Here is a 20,817-nt window from a genome sequence, read left to right as displayed (position 1 = left end):
TCAAGCGCGACCACGCCGGGCCAGCTCACGCGCGACCACGCCGGGCCAGCTCAAGCGCGACCAAACCGGGCCAGCTCAAGCGCGACCACGCCGGGCCAGCTCAGGCACGGCCGCCGAGGCTGGCGGTGCCGATGATCCACCCGGTGAGGAAGCCGTAGCCGGCGCCGGTGCTGGCGTCCTGCAGGGCTTTCAACAGCGACGGATCCGGGCCGAGCAGCGCCGCCAGCACGGCGGCGAGCCCGCCGGCGAGCACGTAGGCGGCCCAGCCGGACAGGAATTGGCTGACCGAGCCGGGCACCCGGGCCACCTGCGCGGCGGGCAACAGGTAGAGCAGGGCGACCGCGAACACCACGAGCAGCACGGCCCGCAGGTCGGCGGCGAACAGGCCGCCGGCCTGCCCGTCCGCGTCGAGCCGCCAGGCCGGCCACGCCAGCAGGCGCAGATAGAAGGCGCCGGCCGACTCCGGGTCGGTCTGGGTGGCGGCCCAACCGGTGTACGCCGGGCTGCCGCAGATCCCGACCAGCAACAACACGGCGAGGGCGCCGGTGCCGGCGGCCGTGCCGTAGCGGCTGACCGGACCGGAGCGGTGGAAGAGCGACGCCATCCGCCCAGGCCCCGAACCCGTCGTCCGGGCGGACCTGGGCTGCCCCGAGCGGTTCAGTGCTTCAGCAGGTAGTCGATGAAGGCGGCCCGCAGCAGCGGCGCGGACTCCTCGTAACCGTGACCGGTCAGCTCCCGCCACAGCGCGTTGGCCTCGTCGATGGTCGGGCCGATCGAGTTCGGTGCGCCGTCCAGCACCGTGGCCTCGTCCGCGTTCGGCAGGTGCCGCAGCACCGACCAGTAGAACTTGACGTCGCGACGCTCCCGGGCCAGGGCGAACGCCCGCTCCCGCAGCTCCTCGGTGGACAGCGCGTCGAGCTCGGCGAACGAGGTTCCGCCGGGGGTGGCGGCAGGTGTGTCGGTCATGCGCCGAGCCTAACGGTCGAGATCAGCTCCGGCTCGGCGGACGCCGCCCTGATCACCGCTCGTCGGCGTCCCACCGACGCGGGCTGTCCTCCCAACGCGGATCCCGCCACGGGTCCACCGGCTGCGGGGCGGCCGGCGTCGGCAACGTCGGCGGCCAGTTCTCCACCGACTGCGACTGCGGCATGGTCCAACCCGTGCTGATCGTGCCGTCGGTGACCGGCTCGGGTCGGTCGGTGCTGCCCGGTCGGGGTCGGCCGAACGTCTCGACCAGCCGGGTGACGAGCAACCCGACGCCGAGCGCGGCGCCACCCACCGCCCAGGTGCTCAGCGTCCAACCACGCTCCGGCGCGTACGCCTGGAAGACGGTGACCAGGCTGACCGCCAGCAGCGTGCCGAACACGCCGCCGCGACGCCCGTACGCGCTGGTGCCGGCGAGCAGTGCCACCCCGATCGCGAGGACCGTCCAGTCCAGCCCGGAGGTGGGCGCGACCGACCCGGGGTCGGTGGCCGAGCCGGGGTGGTTGGCGGCGACGAGGACACCGGCGAGGGCGGCCAGCACGGTGGAGAAGACAAGCGCGGCCCCGGTGACCACGGCGGCCACCGCGCCCCGCCGGCGAGCCGGGTCGGCGATCGGCCGGTACCTGCCGACCAGCCGGCGGATCGCCCGGGTCGCGCCGAACAACCCGCCGAGGACGGCCACCGCCGCGAAGCCGGCGAACAGGTATCCGGCGCTGCGCCCCGGGTCGTAGTCGCCCTGCACCAGCACGGGCGCCGAACGGCGTTCGATGAACACCACCACACCGGCCGCGCCGGCCAGGCTGGCAGCCCAGCCCGGCACGTGCAGCACCACCACGGTCAGCGCCAGCGCGAGCCCGCCCAGCGCGGCGACCGCCACGGCCGGGCCGACCGACGCCGGCAGGCCCCGATCACCCTGCTCGGCGTAGTGCAGGGCGGTGGCGACCGCGACCGGCCCGACGGCCAGGTTCGGCGCCGACGTCCGCAGGCTCAACCCGGCGGCCAGGGCGAGCAGCCCCAACCCGACCGCGTCGACGAGCAGCGCGCGCAGGTTGTCGGCGCGCACGGCGTTCTGGTCCTCCTGCCAGAGCAGCCAGCCCACCGTGGCCAGCGCGGCCAGCAGCACGAGCTCCCAGCCCAGCTGCACACCGATCCGGTCCCGGCCGGGCTCACCGTGGGTGGGGTCGTCGAAGACGTTCTCCAGAACGGCGACCGGCACCCCGGACGAGGGCTCGGCCGAGCGGTCCCGGCCCGCTTCTTCGTACCCCATCACGCCGCCTCCCCAGTGGCCGGCCGTCCCGGTCCGGCGCGCGGACGGACCGTGGGCGGCCCTTGCTCTCCGATCGCAGGCACCGTACCCGCGCTCGGAGCCGGGCGTAACCCCCTGCTCAGCGCTGGCCGGGGCGGCTCTCCCGTGGGTCCTGCTCGTGGTCGTCGTCCGGGCGCTCCGGCACCCGACAGGAGCGCTCCAACCACAGCGCGGCGCCCACCAGAGCCAGCGAGGCGAGCAGACCCCCACCCGCGGCCGGTCGATCGTCCAGTGCCGCGCGTGTGGTCTCCAGGAAGAGCCAGCCGGTGAGCCCCGCGTAGAAGCCGGCGAAGATGGCCCCGGCCAGCGCCGACGCCTTGGCCAACACCACGAGGCGGGCCACCAGCAGTGGATCGACCGCGTCCCGGCCGGGCTTGCGTTCGATCCGGCCCCGGGTGTTGATCGCGGCGTACCCCTCGAGCACGGCGAGCCCGGCCAGCGTCACCACCGGCAGCCAGGGCAGCCGGGGGACGCCGCTGTAGTAGAGGCCGCTGATCAGCAGCCAGGCCACCGCCGCCGCGGCCAGGGCGGCCACGACGAGTGTCGAAATCCGGGTGGGGCCCATCCGGGACCGGTCCGGGCCCGACCCGCCCGGTGGTGGGGACTTCGCCTGCGTCATGCCGGCCGACTCCGCTCGGTCATGCCGTCGACTCTAACGCCAACTCCGGCCGGGGACGCAGTTCCAGCGCGTCGTCGGCCGCGGGGCCGGTGGTGAGCAGGTCGGTCAGCCAGCCGTGGCCGGGCAGCCGACCGTACGGCTGGATGTCGATCCACGGCCGCAGCACGAAGGCCCGCAGGTGCGCCCGGGGGTGCGGCAGGGTCAGCTCCTCGTCCTCGCTGATCACCGGCTCGTCGTCGTCACCCCAGACCGCGATCACGTCCACGTCGAGGGTGCGCGGCCCGAACCGGCGCCGCGGGTCACGGACCCGGCCGGCTGCCCGCTCCGCGTCGCGGGCCCGCTCCAGCCAGTCGCGGGGGGTCGCGGTCGCGTCCTGGGCGAGAAACACCGCGTTCAGGTACGCGGGCTGGTCGGCGTCACCCCACGGTGGAGTCTCGTACACCCCGGAGAGCACGAGTACGGCGTCGCCGAACGTGGCGACGGCCGTGCGTAGGTGGCCCAGCCGGTCGCCCAGGTTGCTGCCGAGCGACAGCACGGCCCTGGTCAACGGGTCCGCGTCCGGGTCATGGTGACGGCCACGTCGGTGAAGGTGTGCGGCACCGGGGCCTCCGGTTTGTGCACGGTGACGGTGGCGGTGCGCACCCGCTCGTCGGCCAGGCAGACCATCAGGAGCCGATCGGCGAGCGTCTCGATCAGGTTCACCGGCTCGCCGGTCACCACCGCGACCAGGCGTTCGGCCAGCTCGCCGTAGTGGACGGTGTCGGCGACGTCGTCGCTGGCGGCCGCCGGGCCGAGGTCCAGCTCCAGGACGGCGTCGACCACGAAGTCCTGCCCCTGCTCGCGTTCGAAGTCGTACACCCCGTGCCGGCCGTGCGCCCGTAGGCCGGTCAGCTGGATCCGGTCCGTCGTCATCGCCGTACCCCCTGCTCGTGATCGTGGTGCGTGCGCTCCGTGGCCCGCGACGGCCGGGCCAGGCGCGGACTGCCGGTCGCGGCCCAGACGGCCAGCGCGTCGACTGTGGCCCGTACGTCGTGCACGCGTACGCCCCAGGCTCCCGCGGCGACCGCCAGCAGGCTGGTGGCCACCGTGGCCGCCTCCCGCTGGGCGGTCGGTCGTGGGGTGCCGTCCGGGGCGGCCAGCAACCCACCGAGGTACGACTTGCGGCTGGCTCCGAAGAGCAGCGGACAGCCGAGATCCAGCAGCTCCGGCAGGCGGGCGCTGAGTTCCCAGTTGTGCGCGGCCGTCTTGGCGAAACCGAGCCCCGGGTCGACGATGAGCCGGTCGGCGGCGACTCCGGCGGCCAGCGCCGCGTCGATCCGTTGGGCCAGCTCGGCCCGGACGTCGGCCACCACGTCGCCGTAGCTGGCCAGCTCGCGCATCGCGCGGGAGTGGCCCCGCCAGTGCATCAACACCCAGGGGCAGCGCGCGTCGCGGACCACGCGGGCCATGTCGGGGTCAGCCAGCCCGCCGGAGACGTCGTTGACCACGGCCGCCCCGGCCGACAGCGCGGCCTCCGCCACCCGGGCGCGACTGGTGTCGATGCTGACCGCCACGCCGGCGGCCGTCAGCTCGCGGATGACCGGCAACACCCGGGCGACCTCGGTCGCGGCGTCGATCCGTTCGGCGCCGGGACGTGTGGACTCACCGCCGATGTCGATCAGGTGTGCGCCGGCGTCGCGCAGACGGACGCCGTGTCCGACGGCCGAGTCGAGGTCGGCGTACCGTCCGCCGTCGGAGAAGGAGTCCGGTGTGACGTTGAGGACGCCCATCACCACCGGGCCCGAGGCCCGCACCAGATCGGTCACGACTAGACGGTACCGGTCGCGGCGGCGGCGCCAACCGGCCCGGGTCGACTCACCCGACCACCCCTGACGTGCTCATTAGAACAGGTGTACGATCGGTCATTCAGGCAGGATCGGGCCGTCCCTTCGCGGCTTGTCGCAATCCGGGGCGGCCCGTACGCTTTGGAATTGGCCAGCATCGAGATGGCGAAGCTTGGAGGGAGGGCCGAAGCGGGGAAAATCCGCCCAAACCTCGCCACCCTCCGTGGTGAGTAACGAACGCAGGGTCAAGAACGCCATGCCCTGTGGCGCAGATTTCCCGTCCGGCTTGCCTATCGCACCGCCGCGGCACCGCCGGCCGCGCTATGGGGAGGTTCCAGTGATCGCCTTCGAGCTCATGGAGACGGCGTCGTCAGGCGTCGCCCACGCGCTCTCCACCCTGGCGTCGACTCCGCTCGCGGAGCCGGCTCCGAAGGGGATCGACACCGACGGTGTGGTCAAATTCTTCGCCGGCAAGATCGCGCCGATCCTGCTCGCCGTCCTGGGCGTCATCTTCATCGGCCGAGCCAGCCGGGGCGAGATCTCCAAGGTGCTGACCAGCTCCGCGATCGCCATCGTCGGGCTCGCCTTCATCGCCGGCGCGGCAACACTCTTCTTCGTCGGTGATTACCTGATCGACCTGATCTTCGAATAGGCGCGTTCACCAGATGCGGCTGCGCACCGACGACGACATCTACCGGGCCCGCCTGGTCTACCTCGGGCCGCCCGGTTACACCCTTCCGGTCCACCTGCCCTACGCCCAGTACGGGCTCTTCATGCTGCTGGTCCCCCTCTACATGTTCATCCACTGGCTGTTCACGTTTACGGTCGAGCTCTTCCCGGCCTGGGAGATCGCGCTCGCCATCGTGACCACGTCGTTCATCTTCCGGCACGTCGACCCCGATCGGCCGGCGCGGGTGGTCATCCGCACCGCGCTGACCGACTGGCGGCGCACCCGGGAGCCGGCGATCGAGCAGCGCGACCCGCGCCTGGTCGGCAGCCGGATCAGGATCCGGGAGGAGCTGGCATGACCGGGCGTACGTCGATCGGTTCGTCGCACGACGCGGGTGCGAGCCTGCCGCCCTTCACCAGGGGCTGTTTCACAAGGGCGGCCAGTTCTTCTGAATCAGTCCCTAAGGCGGTCGCATGAGTCGCTCGTCCACGCCGGGCTCTCCGGCCGGCCACCCGGCCGTGCCAGCCGGTCACCGTGCGCAATCGTTCGACTACGCCGAAGACGAGGACGAGGTGGCGCTCGATCCCGCGCTCGTGACGTCGCCCGGTCACGGGGCGGTGGGCGTGTTCCAGGCGCCCCGGCCGATCCCCCGCCGGACGCCACCCGCCGAGCCCAGCGCGGTGTCGGCCGGCGAGAACGCCGACATCGACTCTCCCTTCCTCGACCTCTTCGGTGGGGCACGGCCCGGTGCCGCGCGAGCTGTCACGGCCGGCCCGAGCACCCAGGAGCAGCCGGCGAGCCCACCGCAGGCACCGCCGCAGGTCGGCGCGGCGCCGGCCCGTCCGGTTCCCGAGCTGGAACCACCATGGACGCCCGACGACCAGCCCCGCGGCGGCCGCCGGCCCGTCGAGCCACGCCACGGCGGTGGCCACCCGGCCAGCGAGTCCCGGGTGCCGCACCAGGCCGGCGACCGGCTGCCGATGCTCCGTCCATCGGCTGAGCCCGACCGGACCCCCACCACACCACAGGCAAGCCCCGGTCGCGTCAGCGGGCCGGCGAGCACCACACCGAGCCGCCGTCCGGCGCCCGCTCCGGAGGGTCGGTCAACGACGCAGACGGGCCGACCGGCAGCTCAACCGGCCCGGCCGACCGCCCCGGCTGAGCAGCCGCCCAACACCGGGCCCACCGAACGGCCGGCGCTGGAGCGCACGTCACGGCGCGCCGCGGACTCGGACCGGCCCGAGGGCCCCGACACCCAGCCGACCGGCCGGGAGATCGCCCCGTCCCGGCAGCGGGCCACGAGCCGACCGACCAAACCGACCCGGGTCCGCGCTCCGAAGATCAAATTTGGCGATCGGGACCCGTCGGTCGAGCTGGCCATCACCGAGATCGCCGGTCACCTGACCTTCACCCCCAACACCGTGACCGCCTGGTACTGGCTGCCCGAGGTCCGCTGGGCATTCCGGCCGGACGCCGAACGCGAAGCGCTGCTGTCAGCCATCTCCGAGCAGTACGCCGGGCTGGCGGGCTTCCGGCTGCACCTGCGTCGCACCACCCGGCCGTTCCCCGCCGACGAGTGGGCGCGCACCATCGACGCACACACCCCCGCGCCGCTCGCCGACGTCGCCGGCACCACCGGTTGGGCCGACCACCTGGTCGCCGCCCAGCGGCACCTGATGGCTGTCAACCACGCCGAGGGCCAGACCTACCTGGGCGTCACCTTCGCCCGCCGCTCCCTGGGCGACTCGCTCACCGAGCGGCTGCTGCGCACCTTCGGCCGGGGCACCGCCGACGGCGAACGCCGCAAGCTGGGCCGCACCGTGGAACAGTTCGACGAGGTGCTCGGCGCGTTCGGCATGCGCGGCCGGCGGGTCACCGCCCAGGAGTTGGAGTGGTTGCTCTACCGCTCGGTGGCACTGTGCATGTCCCCGCCCGGCACCCTCTCCCCCGTCACCGACGGGCACTGGGAACGCGGTGACCTGCTTGCCCTGACCGAACAGGTGGAGCGTTACCGCACCCCGTACGGCTCGACGGTGAAACTCGTCAACCGGATGACCGGCGAGGAACGGCACGTGGCCGTGCTCGCCGTCGGCCGGATGGAGCCGCTGGAGATCCCCGAGCGGCACGAGCCCTGGCTGCACTTCCACGAGCGGCTGCCGTGGCCGATGGAGATCTCCACCCGCGTCGACATCCTCGGCTCCGGTGACTCCTTCCGCAATCTCGAACACCGGCTGCGGATGATCCGCTCGCAGCAACTCGACTACGCCGAGCACGGCATCGACGCACCCCCGGAGCTGGAGCGACTGGCCAAGCGCGCGCTGGTGATCGGCGACGAGATGACCACCGGCCTGCCGGTCGACTCGGCCCGTGCGCACGGCTGGCACCGAATCGCCGTCGGCGGCCGGACCAGGGAGGAATGCCTGGAACGTGCCCGCCGGCTCATCCAGCTCTACTCCCGGGAGTTGCGCATCTCCCTGCAACACCCCAAGAACCAGGACTGGCTGGCCCGCGAGTTCATCCCCGGCGAACCGATCGCCAACACCGGCTACGTCCGCCGCATGCCGGTGCCGTTGCTCGCCGCGGCGCTCCCCCAGGCCGCCTCGAACGTGGGCGACCGGCGGGGCGACCTGATCGGCCGGACCGCCGGCACCTGCCGCCGGCCGGTCTTCCTCGACCTGCACTTCCCCATGGAGGTCCGCGAACGCTCCGGGCTGGCGGTCTTCGTCGCGGAACCAGGCGGCGGCAAGTCGACCCTGCTCGGCGCGCTGGGCTACCTGGCAGCCCGCAGAGGTGTGCAGGTGACCCTGCTCGACCCGTCCGGTCCGCTGGCCCGACTCTGCGCGATGCCCGAGCTGCGACCGTACTCCCGGGTGTTGAACCTGACCGGTTCGGAGCACGGCACCCTGGCGCCCTACTCACTCATTCCCACACCACTGCGTACCGAGTTCGCTGCCGGCGCGGCCGGCGACCGGGAGTTCGAGATCGCGGTCTCCAACGCCCGGGCCGAGCGGCGGATGCTGGTCCAGGACATCTGCATGATGCTCGTTCCGCCGCAGGTGGCCCGCGAGGCGTCGACCGCCACCCTGTTCCGGCACGCGGTCCGACAGGTCCCCGCCGAGGAGACGTCCACCCTGGACGACGTGGTGAGCTGCCTCGGTCGTCTCGACGACGACGCCGGCAAGGAACTGGCCAACCTCCTGCTGGACACCGCCGAGATGCCACTGGCCATGCTGTTCTTCGGAAGGCCACCCGAGGGGCTGCTCGGTGCCGACGCCGCACTCACCGTGATCACCATGGCTGGGCTGCGGTTGCCCGACCTCAAGATCGAACGCGAGTACTGGTCCGCCGAGGAGGCGCTGGCCCTGCCGATGCTGCACACCGCGCACCGGCTCGCCGTCCGCCGCTGCTACGGCGGGTCGATGTCGTCCCGCAAGCTCGTCGGCCTCGACGAGGCGCACTTCATGGAGGGCTGGCGGTCCGGGCGTTCGTTCCTCGTCCGGCTCGCCCGGGACTCCCGCAAATGGAACCTCGCGGCCCTGGTCGCCTCGCAGAACCCGCGCGACATCCTCGGCCTCGACGTGCAAAACCTGGTCTCCACGGTCTTCGTCGGCCGGATCGCCGAAGACGCCGAGATCGCCTCCGAAGCGCTACGGCTGCTACGGGTGCCGGTAAACGACGGGTACGAAGCCACCCTCGCCTCGCTCTCCGCCGCCGACACCAGCTCGGCCACCCGCCTCGGCTTCCGCGAGTTCGTCATGCGCGACGTCGACGGCCGCGTGCAGAAGGTCCGCGTCGACGTCTCGTACGTCGAAGGGCTGTTGGACCACCTCGACACCACGCCCGCCGCGATCGCCGCGGCGGCCGGGGTGCTACCGAGCATCTCCCTGCCGGATCTGGAGGCGTGACATGGCGAGGGCTTGGGCACGGATCGCGTCGTTCCTGCTCGCCCTCGGCGTACTGGCCGGGGCCACCCTCTCCTGGCCGCTGATCGGCGCGGAGGCCGCAGCCGCCGCACCGCCCGTCGCCCAGGCCCGCGCCGACCTCTGCACGACCAAGGAGTGGCAGGCCGACTTCCGTGCCTGCGTGGGGAAACTGCAGGCGGTCAGCGAGGACGAGGTCAAGTGCCGTAACGCACCGACCCCGGGCACGCCAGACTCCGGCCTCGCCGGCTGGTTCGCCGCCGCACCACCAACAGAGGCTGCGAACGGAGTAGCTGGTCGCTACAGCCTCTACGGATATGCGGGCTACAGCTACAACACCTACGACATAGACGGTGGTTGCGCGTCGAGCGTGCTACATCCGGACTACAAGTTCACCACCACGATCGCGAACGGCGAGTTCATGGCCGCCACGGCCATCATCGGTGCGTCAAACGCGCTCAGAGAGCGCGCCTGGGATCCCGGTTCGATGTGGGGTTGGGCTGACCCGCTGGTGGAGCAAGCGACGAAGGCCGTGTACGAGAAGGTATTCAGTGTCTTCGGGATCGTCACCCTGTGCGTAGTGGGGCTGTACCTCCTATGGCGATCCCGTCAGTCGGACATGAGCAATGCGATGACCACCGCAGGGTGGGCCCTGCTGGTCATGGTCGCGGTTACGGCGCTGGCCGCCTGGCCGGTCAAGTCGGCCAATGTCGCCGATGGTGCACTTGTCACCAGTCTCGGGGTGGTGCACGACGCAGTCGGCCCGCAGGCGAAGGAACCTGCTCCCGGAAGATGCATCGATCCCGACCGATGCAAGGATCTCAGAACCCCTGCTGTCCGAGCCAGCGACACCGCGACCGAGACGATGCTTTATCGGAACTGGGTGCGAGGGGTACTCGGCTCAGCCGACAGTGAGACCGCTCGCAAATATGGCCCCGCACTCTACGACGCCAAGGCGTTGTCCTGGGACGAGGTCGAGAAGCTGCGCGCCAACCCGGCCACCCGCGAACCGACTATCAAGGCGAAGCAGCAGCAGTGGGCGCGGGTGGCCGAACAAATAAAGACCGAGGATCCGGAGGCCTACGAGTACCTCCAGGGTGTGCGGGACATGGACCGGGTCGGCGCCGGGTTTATCGCCGTGCTGGCCTCGGTGCTCTTCGCCATGTTCGACCTGACCGCGTCGCTGCTGGTCCTGCTGGGCTTCCTGATCTTCCGGTGGGCGGTGATCGCGGCACCCATCCTGGGCACGGTCGGTCTGCTCCGGCCGGCCAGCGCTGGACTACGGCGCTTGGCGAACGCCGTAGTCGCCGCAATCTTCAACATCGCCATCTTCGGCACCGGCGCCGCGATCTACTTGTTTGCCGTGGATCTGATCATGAGCACGCCCACCCTGCCCGGTTGGCTTCAGGTGGTGCTGGTCTGGCTCTGCGGGGTGGTCGGTTGGCTGTTGCTGCGTCCGTACCGGCGGATAACCCAGCTCGGCGGTAAGGACAACAGCGAAGCGGTCAGTTCGGCCGGCTCCTGGCACCGTCGGTTCTTCCGGGACATGCGGGTCGCGGCGCGGCTCGACGTGGTGGAGCCCGGCGGCACTGCGGAGCCGGTGGGCGGACGTCGTCGGTCGCCGGACGCCGAGCAGACCCGGCTGCGCCCGGAGGCGCGCAGGGAGGACCCGGTGCCGACGCCGGCCGCTCCGGTGGCGGCCCAGCGGACCGGCAACGCGCGCCCGGACGGTCAGGAACGCGCCGATGAGGCAACGGAGGAGACCGGTGGCCGGGGCCGTAAGGTTCCGCCCCAGCCTCGGCGGCGGCAGCCGGCGACCTGGACCGAACCCGACGTGCCAGCCGAGAACCCGTCGTTCGTGGTTTACCGACCGGGCTCCGCTGAGCGCGCGCCGGACCGTACCGGACCACGGGTGCGCTCAGAGGCCCGGTGACGGCGATGCGACGGGCCCTGGAGTTCCTCTTCACCCGAGCGCTGCGGTCCCGACTGGGGGTGGCGTTGGTGATCGCGGTGCTCATCTTCGGCGTGATCGGGGCCGCCCGCCTGGTCTCCGGTCCGCCCGGTCCGGCGGACGGGCTGAGCAACCGACCGGAGCGGCCGATCACCACCGTGGACCCGACGGCCGGCGATGATGGCGTGAAGGCCACCGAAGCTCCGCCGTCGCCGGTCACTCCGGCCGGGGCTCGCACGCCCGAGCAGACCGCCGACCGGTTCGCCAAGGCCTGGCTCGGCCAGCCCGGGATGGCCGCCGAACAATGGCAGGCGGGCCTGCGCCCGCTGTCGACATCGGCGCTGACCGAGAAGCTGTCCGGCGTCGACCCCGGCGGGGTTCCGGCCGAGAAGGTGACCGGGCCACCGGAGGTACGGGCACGCACCCAGACGTTCGTCGAGGTGCTGCTGCCCCTCGACAGCGGTCGGCTCCGGCTGGAGTTGGTCGTCGTCGACGACGGCTGGCTGGTCGACGTGGTGGATTGGGAACGGCAATGACCGTCGGCGGTGGCGCCTCCACTCCGCGCCGGTCCCTGCGGATCGGGTTGGTCGCCACGATCCTCACCGGCGTGCTGCTCCTGCTCTGTTGCACCGGTGGCACCGCCGCGTTCTTCCTCAGCGGGCTCGGTGGCGACGCGGAGAACGGGGACACACTGGCTGGTTGGGGCTGCGGCCCGATTCGTCCGGTGGAAATCGCCGGCGAGTTGCCGAGGTTCACCGAGTACGGCGACGCACAGGTCCGCAACGCCGCGATCATCATCAAGGTCGGCCAGGATCTGGGGGTGCCCTCGCGGGGCTGGGTGGTCGCCCTGGCCACCGCCATGCAGGAGTCCGCCCTGCGCAACCTGGCGAACAGCGGCGTTCCCGAGTCTCTGGCCTTGCCACACGAGGGAGTCGGTGCCGACCACGACTCGCTGGGTCTTTTCCAGCAGCGGCCCGGCTGGGGGTCGGTCGCCGAGCGGATGACACCCGCGTACACCGCTCGCAAGTTCTACGAGAAGCTCGTCAAGGTGCGGAGCTGGCAACGCCGGCCGCTGACCGTGGTGGCACAGCAGGTGCAGGTCAGCGCCTATCCAGACGCGTACGCCAAGCACGAGGAGGTGGCCAGCAAAATCGTTGACGCCCTTGCTGGCGGCGCGGCGCGCACCGTCGAGATCAACGGCAAGGCGGTGTGCAACGCGGCAGAGCACGGCGAGATTGCCGCCTCCGGCTGGACCGCCCCGATTCCCGGCGACGTCGGTTCCGGATTCCGGACCGCCGAGCGCCCCAGCCACAACGGTGTCGACATCGGGGCGGCCAAGGGCACCGAGATCCGAGCCGCGGCCGCCGGGCGGGTGCTGGTGGCTCGTTGCGACCCGGACAACCAGGGACGGCGGACCTGCGACGTGGACGGGCACCCCGGCAAGGGCGGCTGCGGCTGGTTCGTCGACCTGCTACACGCCGGCGGCAACATCACCCGGTACTGCCACATGGTGGTCCGTCCTCGGGTCGCACCGGACCAGATCGTGCCGGCCGGCGAGGTCATCGGGCAGGTCGGCAGCAGCGGAAACTCGTCAGGCCCGCACCTGCATTTCGAGGTGCACCTGCGGAGCGACCGGTCCAGCCGCGGTGCCATCGATCCGATCCCGTTCATGCGCGAGCGGGGTGCCCCGCTGCGCGCCGCCGAGTGAGGCCATCACGGGCATGACCGGACCGATGCCGGACCCCTTCGCCGACCAGCCCGACTGGGCGCCCCGGCCACCCCGCCCGCTGGCAATGGTTCCCGCCACCGAGCGGGTGGAGCTACGCGGGCGACGGGTGCTGGTCGGGCTGCCGGGGTTGGGTTGGCGAGGAGACCTACGCGCGGACGACCGGGTGGTGCAGAGCGCCCGGACCTATGTGCCGGTGATTCCCGAGCACGAGTGGTACCGGGCCGAGGCCGACCAGGTCGAGGTGTTCGCGCCACTGGTGCCGGTGGAACGGGTCTGGGTGGAGACCGTTGGCAGCCGGCCGGAGTCGGACAGCCCTCGCGAGAGCGGCATCCGGTTGGTCTCGCTGGACGGCCCGGCGCACCGGTCCCCCACGCCCGTCTTCGAGGCCGACGCCGTCACCGGCCGCCGCGTGGTGCACGTCGAGGGCGGTCAGGAGCGCCGGGATCTGCGGGCGGTCACCGAGACCTACTCGGGTGCCGAGGGGGACATCTGCGTCCGGATCACGCCGGAGGTGGAGTGGTACCGCTGGGCCTGGCGTGGCCAGTCGCCCACCACCCTGGAGGTTCCGGTCCATCTGCTGTGGATTGAGTGATATTAACCTATTTCAACCCCTCCACACACCCGCCAGTCATCCTCTTTCCTCACCTCGAACTGCCACCTGTCCGTCAGGCTCTGCTGAATACCATCGACCGTGGCGCTACGCCGGATCACCGTTACGACAGAGGCGGTATTGCCTTCGCCTTTGACCTCGAGGCTGCCCCAGCTGACCAAGATTGTGACGTTAAGTTCCTGCTCACGAGTCAGTAGGTCGGCTCGTAGCGAGCGAAGCGACTCCAGTTGCGAATCGCCCCCACAGGTAAAAAGGTCTGCTCTCGCATCGTTGCGGTCGACGAGAAACGCCCGCAGGTAGTTGTCCACCACCACGTCAGGCGCGCTGCGGTCCGGGGCGGACGCGCGGTGGTACAGCACAAGGCCCATGGTTAGCCCGCCGATGCAGAGCAGCGCAAGCACACCGGCGACCACCGTGAGCACCGTCCGCGTTCGGCGGCGCGGCGGCTGCGGTGCCGGCGGCGCCGGGGCGGGTGGCAACTGCTCGGATGGTGCCCGTTGGGCCGGTACGTGGGAGACCTGGGAACCGGCGGGGGGCTGCACTGATTCCACCTCCTGACGCTATCGGCTGGACGGCCCGGAGCCAATGCCCCAGATCCAGCGGATCGTGACGGACCCCTACCCATCGGTGAGATCCACGACATCACCGGCGCAGCGCCGTGGCACCTCCCGGAGGAGCGGCCTCGGCTGGGATACCGTCTCTGCTCGGGAGGGGTTGCCAACCTCGGGCAGAGGGGGTGGATGCGGTGGCCGGTCCGAAGGCACGCACGAACCGCGCCGCTGCCCTACATCGCCGGGCGGCGGCCGTCGCGACCGCTGCCGCTGGCATTCTGGACGAGACGCGACCAGCTCCTGCCGACCAGCGCCGGCAGTACGAGCTGGCCGATCGTCTTCGGACGGCCGCCGCGCGGTTGGCCCCGGGGTGGGCGGGCGCCGCGTTGGACTCGCTCACCGTGGACTCTCCGGCGGGTGACGGCCCGCCGCCGTTCGTCCGGGTCGGCACGGCGGCGCCGTTGGACGATGCCCGCTTTCCCGCGTTGGTGCCACTCGTGGGCACCGGCCATCTGAGCGTGGACGCTGACGCTCGGGAACCACGGGTGGCCGGGTTGCTCCGGGCCGTACTCCTGCGGTTGTTGGCGGCGACGCCCGCGGGTGCGCTGTTGATTCGCGCGGTGGATGCCACGGGTGCGGTGCTGACCCCGTTCGGAGCGCTCGCTGATGCTGGCCTGCTGCCGCCGCCGGCGGTGGACGTGGCGGGGCTGCGCGCGGTGCTGACGGAGGCGGAGCAGTGGGTGACTCCGGGGGCCAGCGGACGACGTCGGCACGACCGCACGCTGTTGCTCGTGTTCGCCGCTCTGCCGGAGTCGACGGGCCCGGCCGATCTGGCGCGCATCGAGGCGCTCGCCGAGCAGGGGCCCGCCGCGGGTCTGCATCTGGTGGTGGCCGGCTGGCCTCCGGCCGGCCCGTACGCGACCCGGGCCGCGCTGCCGCACACCACATCGCTGGCGCTGCGCAACGCGTACGCGTTGCTCGGTGACCCGCCGAGCGCGTCCTTCGCGGGTCCGGGCGCGGATCCGCCGGGCGGACTGAACTCACCGGTCTTCGTCGAGGCGGACCCGCCGGTCGAGTTGGTCGACGCGGTGTGTCGACGGCTGGCCGAGCAGGTGGAGGCCGGCTCGCGGTTGGGGTTGGCGGCTCTGCTGCCGCCGACGGGTGAGCATCTGTGGGAGTCGGATTCCGCGGACGGGCTGACCACAACTGTCGGTGATGCCGGGGGCCGGTCGGTGCCGTTGGGTTTCACCGAGCTGACCCCGCACTGGCTGGTCAGTGGACGGTCCGCGGCTGGTCGCGCGGCGTTCCTGACGACCGCGTTGCTGGGGTTGGCCGCTCGCTACGGACCGGACGAGTTGACGCTCTACCTGGTGGATCTCGGCGACGGTGAGTCGTTCGTGGAGTTTCTGCAGACCGAGCGGGACCGGTCGTGGATTCCGCAGGTGCGCGCGGCCGCGATGGCCGCGGATCGGGAGTACGTCCGGGACCTGCTCGACGAGTTGACGGCCGAGGTGCAGCGGAGGACGGAGGCTGGGGCGCGGGCCGGTTGTCAACGCTTCGCCGAGCTGCGTCAGCACCGGTCGCTGCCCCGGATCGTCTGCGTGTTGGACAACGTGCCGTTGCTCTTCGCCGAGCGGGACCGGCTGGCCGCCGAGGTGTCCGCCCAGTTGGACGGGTTGGCTCGGGCTGGTCGGGCGTACGGCGTGCACCTGGTGTTGGCCGGTGCGGGCGAGTTGGGGTTGAGCGCCCGTACCGATGGGGGTCACCGGGATTCGGTGCTCGGGCAGTTTCCGGTGCGGGTGGCGCTGCCGGGCGGCAGTCCGGTGCTGGAGCCGACGAACGACTCGGCCGCCGGGCTGCCGGTGGGCAGCGCGGTGGTGAACACCGCAGGCGGGCTCGGAGGCCCCCGGGGTGCGATCCGAGGTCATGAACGGCTGATCCGGCACCCTGATCCGCAGGACCACCCGGCGGTGGTGGAGGGGCTGCGGCAAGAGCTGTGGGCGGCACGGCCGGCCGGGTCGGTGCCGCCGGTCGTCTTCGCCGGATATGCCCGCCCGCTGCTCGGCAACGATCCGCGGTACCGGGCGGCGTTGGCGGGGCAGTCGCACGGGCCGGCGGCCCTCCTGGGCCGCGCGGTGGACGTGGCCCGTTCGACTGTCGCCGTACCGTTGGGTCCGGCCGCGGGCCGCAACCTCGCGGTGCTCGGCTCGGGTGCCGCGGCGGGCGGGTTGCTGGCGACGGCGGCCCGGAGCACCGCGGACCATCACGCGCCGGGCACCGCACGTTTCCTGGTGGCGGTGCCGGACCCGGGCGCGCGGGCGCTGGCGGAGGCGTTGACCGCGGAGTTGGCCGCCCGGCATCCGGCCGAGCTGGTGGATCTGCCGACGCTGCTCGCGGCCCCAGCCGACGAGCTGCCGACGTATCTGGTGGCCTTCGGGCTGGACCGGCCGGGCCCCCGGGAGTTGCCGGTGGAGCGGTTGCGTGCGCTGCTGCGTAACGGGCCGCCGACGGGGCGACACCTGTTGGGTTGGTGGCGTGCGGTGCCCCCGTTCGCCGCGCTGTTCGAGCCGGCGGGCGAGGTCGACAAGTTGGCCGCCGTGGTCGTGCTGGACGTGCCGGTCGCGCAGCTCACCCCCGTCTTCGGCCGGGCGGTGGAGTGGCGGGCCCGCCCGGACCGGGCGGTGCTCTGGGACGGTCCGGACGAGCGGGGCACGGTCCTGGTGCCGTTCGCCGACGAGGCCGGGTGATCCGGTGGCGCGGGCAGGGGGTGTCGAGATGAGTCCGGAGGCGACGGTGACCGGGCCGGGGCGGCAGCGGGTCGCCGCGGCGAGCGGGGCCGTCACCCAGGCTGCGGCCGAGCCCACCACCGCTTGGGCGGAATACCTGGCCGCAGCCCGCCAGCTGGACGGGGTACGCCGCAGTGCGGCCGCTGCCGCCGGGGAGCAGGCCCGGTCGGCGGAGACCGCCCGGGAGGAGCTGACGGTGGTCCGTACCGGGCTGGCGAGCCAGCAGGAACGGCTGCGCGAGTTGGGCGTACCAGCGATGTCTTTGGTGCCGTCACCGCCGGAGCTGACCGAGGCGTCCCGGTCGATGGCGGGCGGTCCGGCGGCCGTGCTGGCGGCGCTGCGGGCCGCGCGGGGTCGGGCCGAGGCGGCGGACGCGGCCCTGGCGGCGCGGCGCCGCTTGCGGCCCCGGTCGTGGCCGGCACGGCTGCGCAACCTTCTGGTGTACGGGCCGTTGGCGCTTGTGGTGCCGCTGATCCAGGTGGCGGTGTATGCGGCGACGGGAGTGGGAGCGGCGAGTGTGGCCGCGTTGATCTGTGGGTTGCCGATGCCGGCGGTCGCGTTCGTCGCCGGTTGGGTGGGCATCGGACGGTTGTTCCGGGTGAGCCCCGCCGAGCGGCTGGACCGCACGGTGCGCTTCGGCGCGCTTGTGTGCCTGGTGCCGGCGGTGCTGGTGACGGCGGGCCTGCTGCTGGTCCTGCTCGCCGGCTGACCTGCCCGGCTGGTCGGCGCCGGGCAGGAGAGCGGACGGCGGGAAGGCAACGGCCGGCCGGCCCCCGCAGGGGTCGGCCGGCCGGAGCACGTCGGGTTGTCAGCGGGGGATGATCAGGGCCATTGCCTCGGCACGGGACTTGGAGTCCGTCTGCAGGATGCCGCGCACGGCCGACGTGATGGTCTTGGCACCGGATTTCTGGATGCCGCGCATCGCCATGCACATGTGCTCGCACTCGAGCACGACGACGACGCCGCGGGGTGCGAGTTTGCTCATCAGCAGGTCGGCGACCTGCGAGGTGAGCCGCTCCTGCACCTGGGGCCGGCGGGCGAAGACCTCGACAAGTCGGGCCAGCTTGGACAGGCCGGTGATCCGCCCGTCGGGGCCGGGGATGTAGCCGATGTGCGCGCTGCCGCGGAACGGCAGCAGGTGGTGCTCGCAGAGGCTCATCACGTCGATGTCCCGGACGATCACCAGCTCTTCGTGGTTGGCCTCGAAGGTGGTGCTGAGCACCTGGGCCGGGTCGACCCGCAGGCCGGCGAAGAGTTCGGCGTACGCGCGGGCGACCCGGGCCGGGGTCTGCTGGAGTCCGTCGCGGTCCGGGTCCTCGCCGACCGCGATCAGGATCTCGCGGACGGCCTTCTCGATCCGGCCCAGGTCGACGGCGTCCTCGACCGGGCGGCCGGTCAGCTTGCCGCTGATCAGCCGCGCGGCCACGTAGTCGAGCTCGTCGTCGCCGTCGGGTTCGGTCGCGGAGACGGCCAGCTCCCGGTGGGGGGAGCTGGCCGTCGGGTCGTTGCTCAGTGCGTGCCGTCCGAGTTGTTGGACGGTGCCCCACCGCCAACCGACGCCTGCGCGCCGTCGGCCTGGGCCTGTGCCTTGAGCTTGTCCTTCTCCGAGGGGGTGAGCACGGGCGGCTCGGTGGAGGGCTGGCGCTTGCCGAAGCCGTTGTACGGCGCCAGCGGCGGGCGCTTGACCACCCGCGAGCAGATCCGCGCCATGTCGGCGGTGGAGAGGGTTTCCTTCTCCATCAGCTCGAGCACGATGTTGTCCAGGACGTCCCGGTATTCCACCAGGATCTCCCAGGCCTCGTCGTGCGCCAGCTCGACGAGTGCCCGCATCTCGCCGTCGATCTCGGCGGCCACCGAGTCCGAGTAGTCCCGCTCGTGGCCCATGTTGCGGCCGAGGAACGGCTCGTCTCCGCTGGTGCCGTACTTGATCGCGCCGAGCTTGGAGCTCATGCCGTACTGGGTGATCATCGCGCGGGCCAGTTGGGTGGCCTTCTCGATGTCGTTGCCGGCACCCGTGGTGGGCTCGTGGAAGACAAGCTCCTCGGCGGCCCGGCCGCCCAGCGCGTACGCCAGGGTGTCGATCATTTCGGCGCGGGTCTGGGTGTACTTGTCCTCGGTGGGGAGCACCAGGGTGTGGCCCAGCGAGCGACCACGGGACAGGATCGTCACCTTGTGCACAGGCGCGGCGTGCGGCAGCGCCCAGGCGACGAGCGCGTGCCCACCCTCGTGGTACGCGGTGATCTTCTTTTCGTTGTCGCTCATGACGCGGGTCCGTCGCTGCGGTCCCGCGACCACCCGGTCGATCGACTCTTCGAGCGAGTCGTTGCTGATCGCCCGCTGCTCCTTGCGGGCGGTGAGCAGGGCCGACTCGTTGATGACGTTGGCCAGGTCCGCACCACTGAAGCCCGGGGTGCGTCGCGCCACCGCGTCGAGGTCGACGTCGGGGGTGAACGGCTTGCCCTTGGCGTGCACCCGCAGGATGGCCTTGCGGCCCTCCATGTCCGGGGCGTCCACCGGGATCTGCCGGTCGAACCGGCCCGGGCGCAGCAGCGCCGGGTCGAGGATGTCCGGCCGGTTGGTGGCGGCGATCAGGATCACGCCGCCCTTGGTGTCGAAGCCGTCCATCTCGACGAGGAGCTGGTTGAGCGTCTGCTCGCGCTCGTCGTGACCGCCACCCATGCCGGCGCCACGGTGCCGGCCGACGGCGTCGATCTCGTCGACGAAGACGATCGCCGGGGCGTTCGTCTTGGCCTGCTCGAACAGGTCACGGACGCGGCTGGCGCCGACACCGACGAACATCTCCACGAAGTCCGAGCCGGAGATCGAGTAGAAGGGCACCCCGGCCTCGCCGGCCACCGCGCGGGCCAGCAGCGTCTTACCCGTGCCGGGCGGGCCGAAGAGCAGCACGCCCTTCGGGATCTTGGCGCCCAGGGCCTGGTATTTCGCCGGGTTCTGCAGGAAGTCCTTGATCTCGTACAGCTCTTCGACGGCCTCCTCGGCACCCGCGACGTCCGCGAAGGTCGTCTTCGGAGTGTCCTTGGTGATCATCTTCGCCTTGGACTTGCCGAAGTTGAGCACCCGGGAGCCGCCACCCTGCATCTGCGACATGAAGAACAGCAGCAGGAGGACGAGCAGCGCGATCGGCAGCAGGTTGACCAGCAGGCTCACCCAGATGCTGTCCGACGAGACCTTGGCGTCGGCCGGGCCGGTGACCCGGTTGTTCGCCTTGGCGTCCAGCACCTCGTTCCAGACCTCGTCACCGACCTGGTACGGGAACTGCGCCTCGATCTTGTTGGTCTCGGTCTTGCCGAACTTGGTCTTCTGGGCCAGGTCCAGTTGGAGCGTCTGCTCCTTGTCCTGGAAGACCACCTTATTGATCTTGGCGGTGTGGAGCTGATCGAGCGCAACGGAAGTGTCCACGCGGTGGTAGCTGGGACCAGCGGTGAACAGTTGACTGAGCACAACTGCGCCGAGGATGACCAGGATGATCCAGACCACCGGTCGGCGGAAGAAACGCGTACGTTCCATACTGTTGTCGAGCGCCGGAGCGCCCGCATCCTCCTGATCGACGTCCTGACCATCTGATTGGTGTCGCCGCGGTGAGCGGCGGTCGGAGCTGCCATGCGGGACGGCCTCGACCCCGAGACGCTGAAACTGCCGCGCCGCGGTCATTCGACGGTACACCGTGTACGCGAGGAGCGAGCTCGCGAGCCCCGCACTGGGCGCACCTTTCATATCGATGGCACGCACCGTGGGCAGGCCCACCAGCCCCGCGACCCGCGTACGGCGGGTCCGGGTGGAAACCGGCGTGGCGGGGAGTCCGACCCGGCCACCCGACGAGCCCGATCACGCGGCCGAGGGGGTCGGG

At 71.7% G+C, this 20,817-nt stretch carries 20 protein-coding genes; 10 read left to right on the top strand and 10 right to left on the bottom strand.

Annotated elements, in window-relative coordinates:
* Nucleotides 1-100 precede the first annotated feature (100 nt).
* The 7 genes from ACGFH8_RS20955 to folP form a co-directional block, all read right to left on the bottom strand.
* Complete coding sequence (locus ACGFH8_RS20955; RefSeq protein ID WP_393369436.1) at nucleotides 101-604, bottom strand: hypothetical protein; 504 nt, start codon at nucleotides 602-604, stop codon at nucleotides 101-103.
* 53 nt (nucleotides 605-657) lie between these two features.
* A complete protein-coding gene (locus tag ACGFH8_RS20950) occupies nucleotides 658-966 on the bottom strand; it encodes a hypothetical protein (protein ID WP_355032626.1) in 309 nt (102 codons plus the stop codon).
* Nucleotides 967-1,018: 52 nt separating this feature from the next.
* Nucleotides 1,019-2,251 carry an ABC transporter permease gene (locus ACGFH8_RS20945; RefSeq protein ID WP_393369432.1) on the bottom strand — a complete coding sequence of 411 codons (1,233 nt, stop codon included), beginning with the start codon at nucleotides 2,249-2,251 and terminating at the stop codon, nucleotides 1,019-1,021.
* A gap of 118 nt (nucleotides 2,252-2,369) precedes the next feature.
* Nucleotides 2,370-2,909 carry a DUF3180 domain-containing protein gene (locus ACGFH8_RS20940; RefSeq protein WP_393369430.1) on the bottom strand — a complete coding sequence of 180 codons (540 nt, stop codon included), beginning with the start codon at nucleotides 2,907-2,909 and terminating at the stop codon, nucleotides 2,370-2,372.
* A gap of 19 nt (nucleotides 2,910-2,928) precedes the next feature.
* Entirely contained in the window at nucleotides 2,929-3,456 is a 528-nt protein-coding gene (gene folK / locus ACGFH8_RS20935) for a 2-amino-4-hydroxy-6-hydroxymethyldihydropteridine diphosphokinase (RefSeq protein WP_393369427.1), read from the bottom strand.
* A complete protein-coding gene (gene folB, locus ACGFH8_RS20930; protein ID WP_393369424.1) occupies nucleotides 3,453-3,821 on the bottom strand; it encodes a dihydroneopterin aldolase in 369 nt (122 codons plus the stop codon). The genes folK and folB overlap by 4 nt, the downstream gene beginning before the upstream one ends.
* Nucleotides 3,818-4,714: a dihydropteroate synthase gene (gene folP / locus ACGFH8_RS20925; RefSeq protein WP_393369421.1), complete on the bottom strand. Its 897-nt coding sequence runs from the start codon at nucleotides 4,712-4,714 to the stop codon at nucleotides 3,818-3,820. The genes folB and folP overlap by 4 nt, the downstream gene beginning before the upstream one ends.
* A 355-nt stretch (nucleotides 4,715-5,069) precedes the next feature.
* Here folP and ACGFH8_RS20920 point away from each other — a divergent pair, with 355 nt between their 5' ends.
* The 7 genes from ACGFH8_RS20920 (at nucleotide 5,070) to ACGFH8_RS20890 (ending at nucleotide 13,594) form a co-directional block, all read left to right on the top strand.
* The gene (locus tag ACGFH8_RS20920; RefSeq protein ID WP_393369418.1) at nucleotides 5,070-5,384 is read left to right on the top strand and encodes a hypothetical protein; all 315 of its coding nucleotides are present in this window, start codon (nucleotides 5,070-5,072) and stop codon (nucleotides 5,382-5,384) included.
* Between the two features lie 13 nt (nucleotides 5,385-5,397).
* Nucleotides 5,398-5,760, top strand: coding sequence for a hypothetical protein (locus ACGFH8_RS20915; RefSeq protein ID WP_357252872.1), 363 nt, complete (start codon nucleotides 5,398-5,400; stop codon nucleotides 5,758-5,760).
* A 115-nt stretch (nucleotides 5,761-5,875) separates the two neighbouring features.
* A complete protein-coding gene (locus ACGFH8_RS20910) occupies nucleotides 5,876-9,307 on the top strand; it encodes an ATP-binding protein (RefSeq protein ID WP_393369415.1) in 3,432 nt (1,143 codons plus the stop codon).
* Nucleotide 9,308: 1 nt separating this feature from the next.
* Nucleotides 9,309-11,255, top strand: a complete 1,947-nt coding sequence (locus ACGFH8_RS20905) for an MFS transporter (protein ID WP_393369412.1) — start codon at nucleotides 9,309-9,311, stop codon at nucleotides 11,253-11,255.
* On the top strand, nucleotides 11,252-11,809 hold the full coding sequence (locus ACGFH8_RS20900; RefSeq protein ID WP_393369409.1) for a hypothetical protein: 558 nt from the start codon (nucleotides 11,252-11,254) through the stop codon (nucleotides 11,807-11,809). The genes ACGFH8_RS20905 and ACGFH8_RS20900 overlap by 4 nt, the downstream gene beginning before the upstream one ends.
* On the top strand, nucleotides 11,806-12,981 hold the full coding sequence (locus ACGFH8_RS20895; RefSeq protein WP_393369406.1) for a M23 family metallopeptidase: 1,176 nt from the start codon (nucleotides 11,806-11,808) through the stop codon (nucleotides 12,979-12,981). Before ACGFH8_RS20900 ends, ACGFH8_RS20895 begins: the two co-directional genes overlap by 4 nt.
* A gap of 13 nt (nucleotides 12,982-12,994) precedes the next feature.
* A complete protein-coding gene (locus ACGFH8_RS20890; protein WP_393369403.1) occupies nucleotides 12,995-13,594 on the top strand; it encodes a hypothetical protein in 600 nt (199 codons plus the stop codon).
* A 2-nt stretch (nucleotides 13,595-13,596) separates the two neighbouring features.
* On the opposite strand, the gene ACGFH8_RS20885 is transcribed toward ACGFH8_RS20890, so the two are convergent.
* On the bottom strand, nucleotides 13,597-14,154 hold the full coding sequence (locus ACGFH8_RS20885; protein WP_393370443.1) for a hypothetical protein: 558 nt from the start codon (nucleotides 14,152-14,154) through the stop codon (nucleotides 13,597-13,599).
* Nucleotides 14,155-14,348: 194 nt separating this feature from the next.
* Between ACGFH8_RS20885 and ACGFH8_RS20880 the strand changes: the two genes are divergently transcribed.
* Together ACGFH8_RS20880 and ACGFH8_RS20875 are read left to right on the top strand one after the other, a co-directional pair.
* Nucleotides 14,349-16,910 carry an FtsK/SpoIIIE domain-containing protein gene (locus ACGFH8_RS20880; protein WP_393369400.1) on the top strand — a complete coding sequence of 854 codons (2,562 nt, stop codon included), beginning with the start codon at nucleotides 14,349-14,351 and terminating at the stop codon, nucleotides 16,908-16,910.
* 28 nt (nucleotides 16,911-16,938) lie between these two features.
* Nucleotides 16,939-17,658 (top strand): hypothetical protein, encoded by a 720-nt coding sequence (locus ACGFH8_RS20875; protein WP_393369398.1) that lies wholly within the window; start codon nucleotides 16,939-16,941, stop codon nucleotides 17,656-17,658.
* Nucleotides 17,659-17,757: 99 nt separating this feature from the next.
* Here the strand turns inward: ACGFH8_RS20875 and folE are convergent, their stop codons facing one another.
* Both folE and ftsH read right to left on the bottom strand, forming a co-directional pair.
* Entirely contained in the window at nucleotides 17,758-18,423 is a 666-nt protein-coding gene (gene folE / locus ACGFH8_RS20870; RefSeq protein WP_030328001.1) for a GTP cyclohydrolase I FolE, read from the bottom strand.
* A gap of 35 nt (nucleotides 18,424-18,458) precedes the next feature.
* Nucleotides 18,459-20,426, bottom strand: a complete 1,968-nt coding sequence (gene ftsH / locus ACGFH8_RS20865; RefSeq protein ID WP_393370439.1) for an ATP-dependent zinc metalloprotease FtsH — start codon at nucleotides 20,424-20,426, stop codon at nucleotides 18,459-18,461.
* On the opposite strand from ftsH, the gene ACGFH8_RS20860 reads away from it, so the two are divergent.
* Nucleotides 20,337-20,534, top strand: coding sequence for a hypothetical protein (locus tag ACGFH8_RS20860; RefSeq protein WP_393370471.1), 198 nt, complete (start codon nucleotides 20,337-20,339; stop codon nucleotides 20,532-20,534). The two genes, ftsH and ACGFH8_RS20860, sit on opposite strands and share 90 nt — an antisense overlap.
* The last annotated feature ends 283 nt before the right edge of the window (nucleotides 20,535-20,817 follow it).

It is taken from the genome of Micromonospora sp. NPDC049175, assembly GCF_043197345.1.
GTDB lineage: Bacteria > Actinomycetota > Actinomycetes > Mycobacteriales > Micromonosporaceae > Micromonospora.
The sequence above is the reverse complement of the archived record's forward strand: the minus strand, read 5'-3'. Positions and strand labels throughout refer to the sequence as shown.

What these genes read in the sequence shown, in the direction of transcription:
- ACGFH8_RS20905 (WP_393369412.1), top strand. Translation starts at nt 9,309, where the DNA reads ATGGCGAGGGCTTGGGCACGGATCGCGTCGTTCCTGCTCGCCCTCGGC.
- ACGFH8_RS20910 (WP_393369415.1), top strand. Translation starts at nt 5,876, where the DNA reads ATGAGTCGCTCGTCCACGCCGGGCTCTCCGGCCGGCCACCCGGCCGTG.
- ACGFH8_RS20945 (WP_393369432.1), bottom strand. Translation starts at nt 2,251, where the DNA reads ATGGGGTACGAAGAAGCGGGCCGGGACCGCTCGGCCGAGCCCTCGTCC.
- ACGFH8_RS20915 (WP_357252872.1), top strand. Translation starts at nt 5,398, where the DNA reads ATGCGGCTGCGCACCGACGACGACATCTACCGGGCCCGCCTGGTCTAC.
- ACGFH8_RS20950 (WP_355032626.1), bottom strand. Translation starts at nt 966, where the DNA reads ATGACCGACACACCTGCCGCCACCCCCGGCGGAACCTCGTTCGCCGAG.
- folB (WP_393369424.1), bottom strand. Translation starts at nt 3,821, where the DNA reads ATGACGACGGACCGGATCCAGCTGACCGGCCTACGGGCGCACGGCCGG.
- ACGFH8_RS20875 (WP_393369398.1), top strand. Translation starts at nt 16,939, where the DNA reads ATGAGTCCGGAGGCGACGGTGACCGGGCCGGGGCGGCAGCGGGTCGCC.
- ACGFH8_RS20890 (WP_393369403.1), top strand. Translation starts at nt 12,995, where the DNA reads ATGACCGGACCGATGCCGGACCCCTTCGCCGACCAGCCCGACTGGGCG.
- ACGFH8_RS20940 (WP_393369430.1), bottom strand. Translation starts at nt 2,909, where the DNA reads ATGACGCAGGCGAAGTCCCCACCACCGGGCGGGTCGGGCCCGGACCGG.
- ACGFH8_RS20895 (WP_393369406.1), top strand. Translation starts at nt 11,806, where the DNA reads ATGACCGTCGGCGGTGGCGCCTCCACTCCGCGCCGGTCCCTGCGGATC.
- ACGFH8_RS20955 (WP_393369436.1), bottom strand. Translation starts at nt 604, where the DNA reads ATGGCGTCGCTCTTCCACCGCTCCGGTCCGGTCAGCCGCTACGGCACG.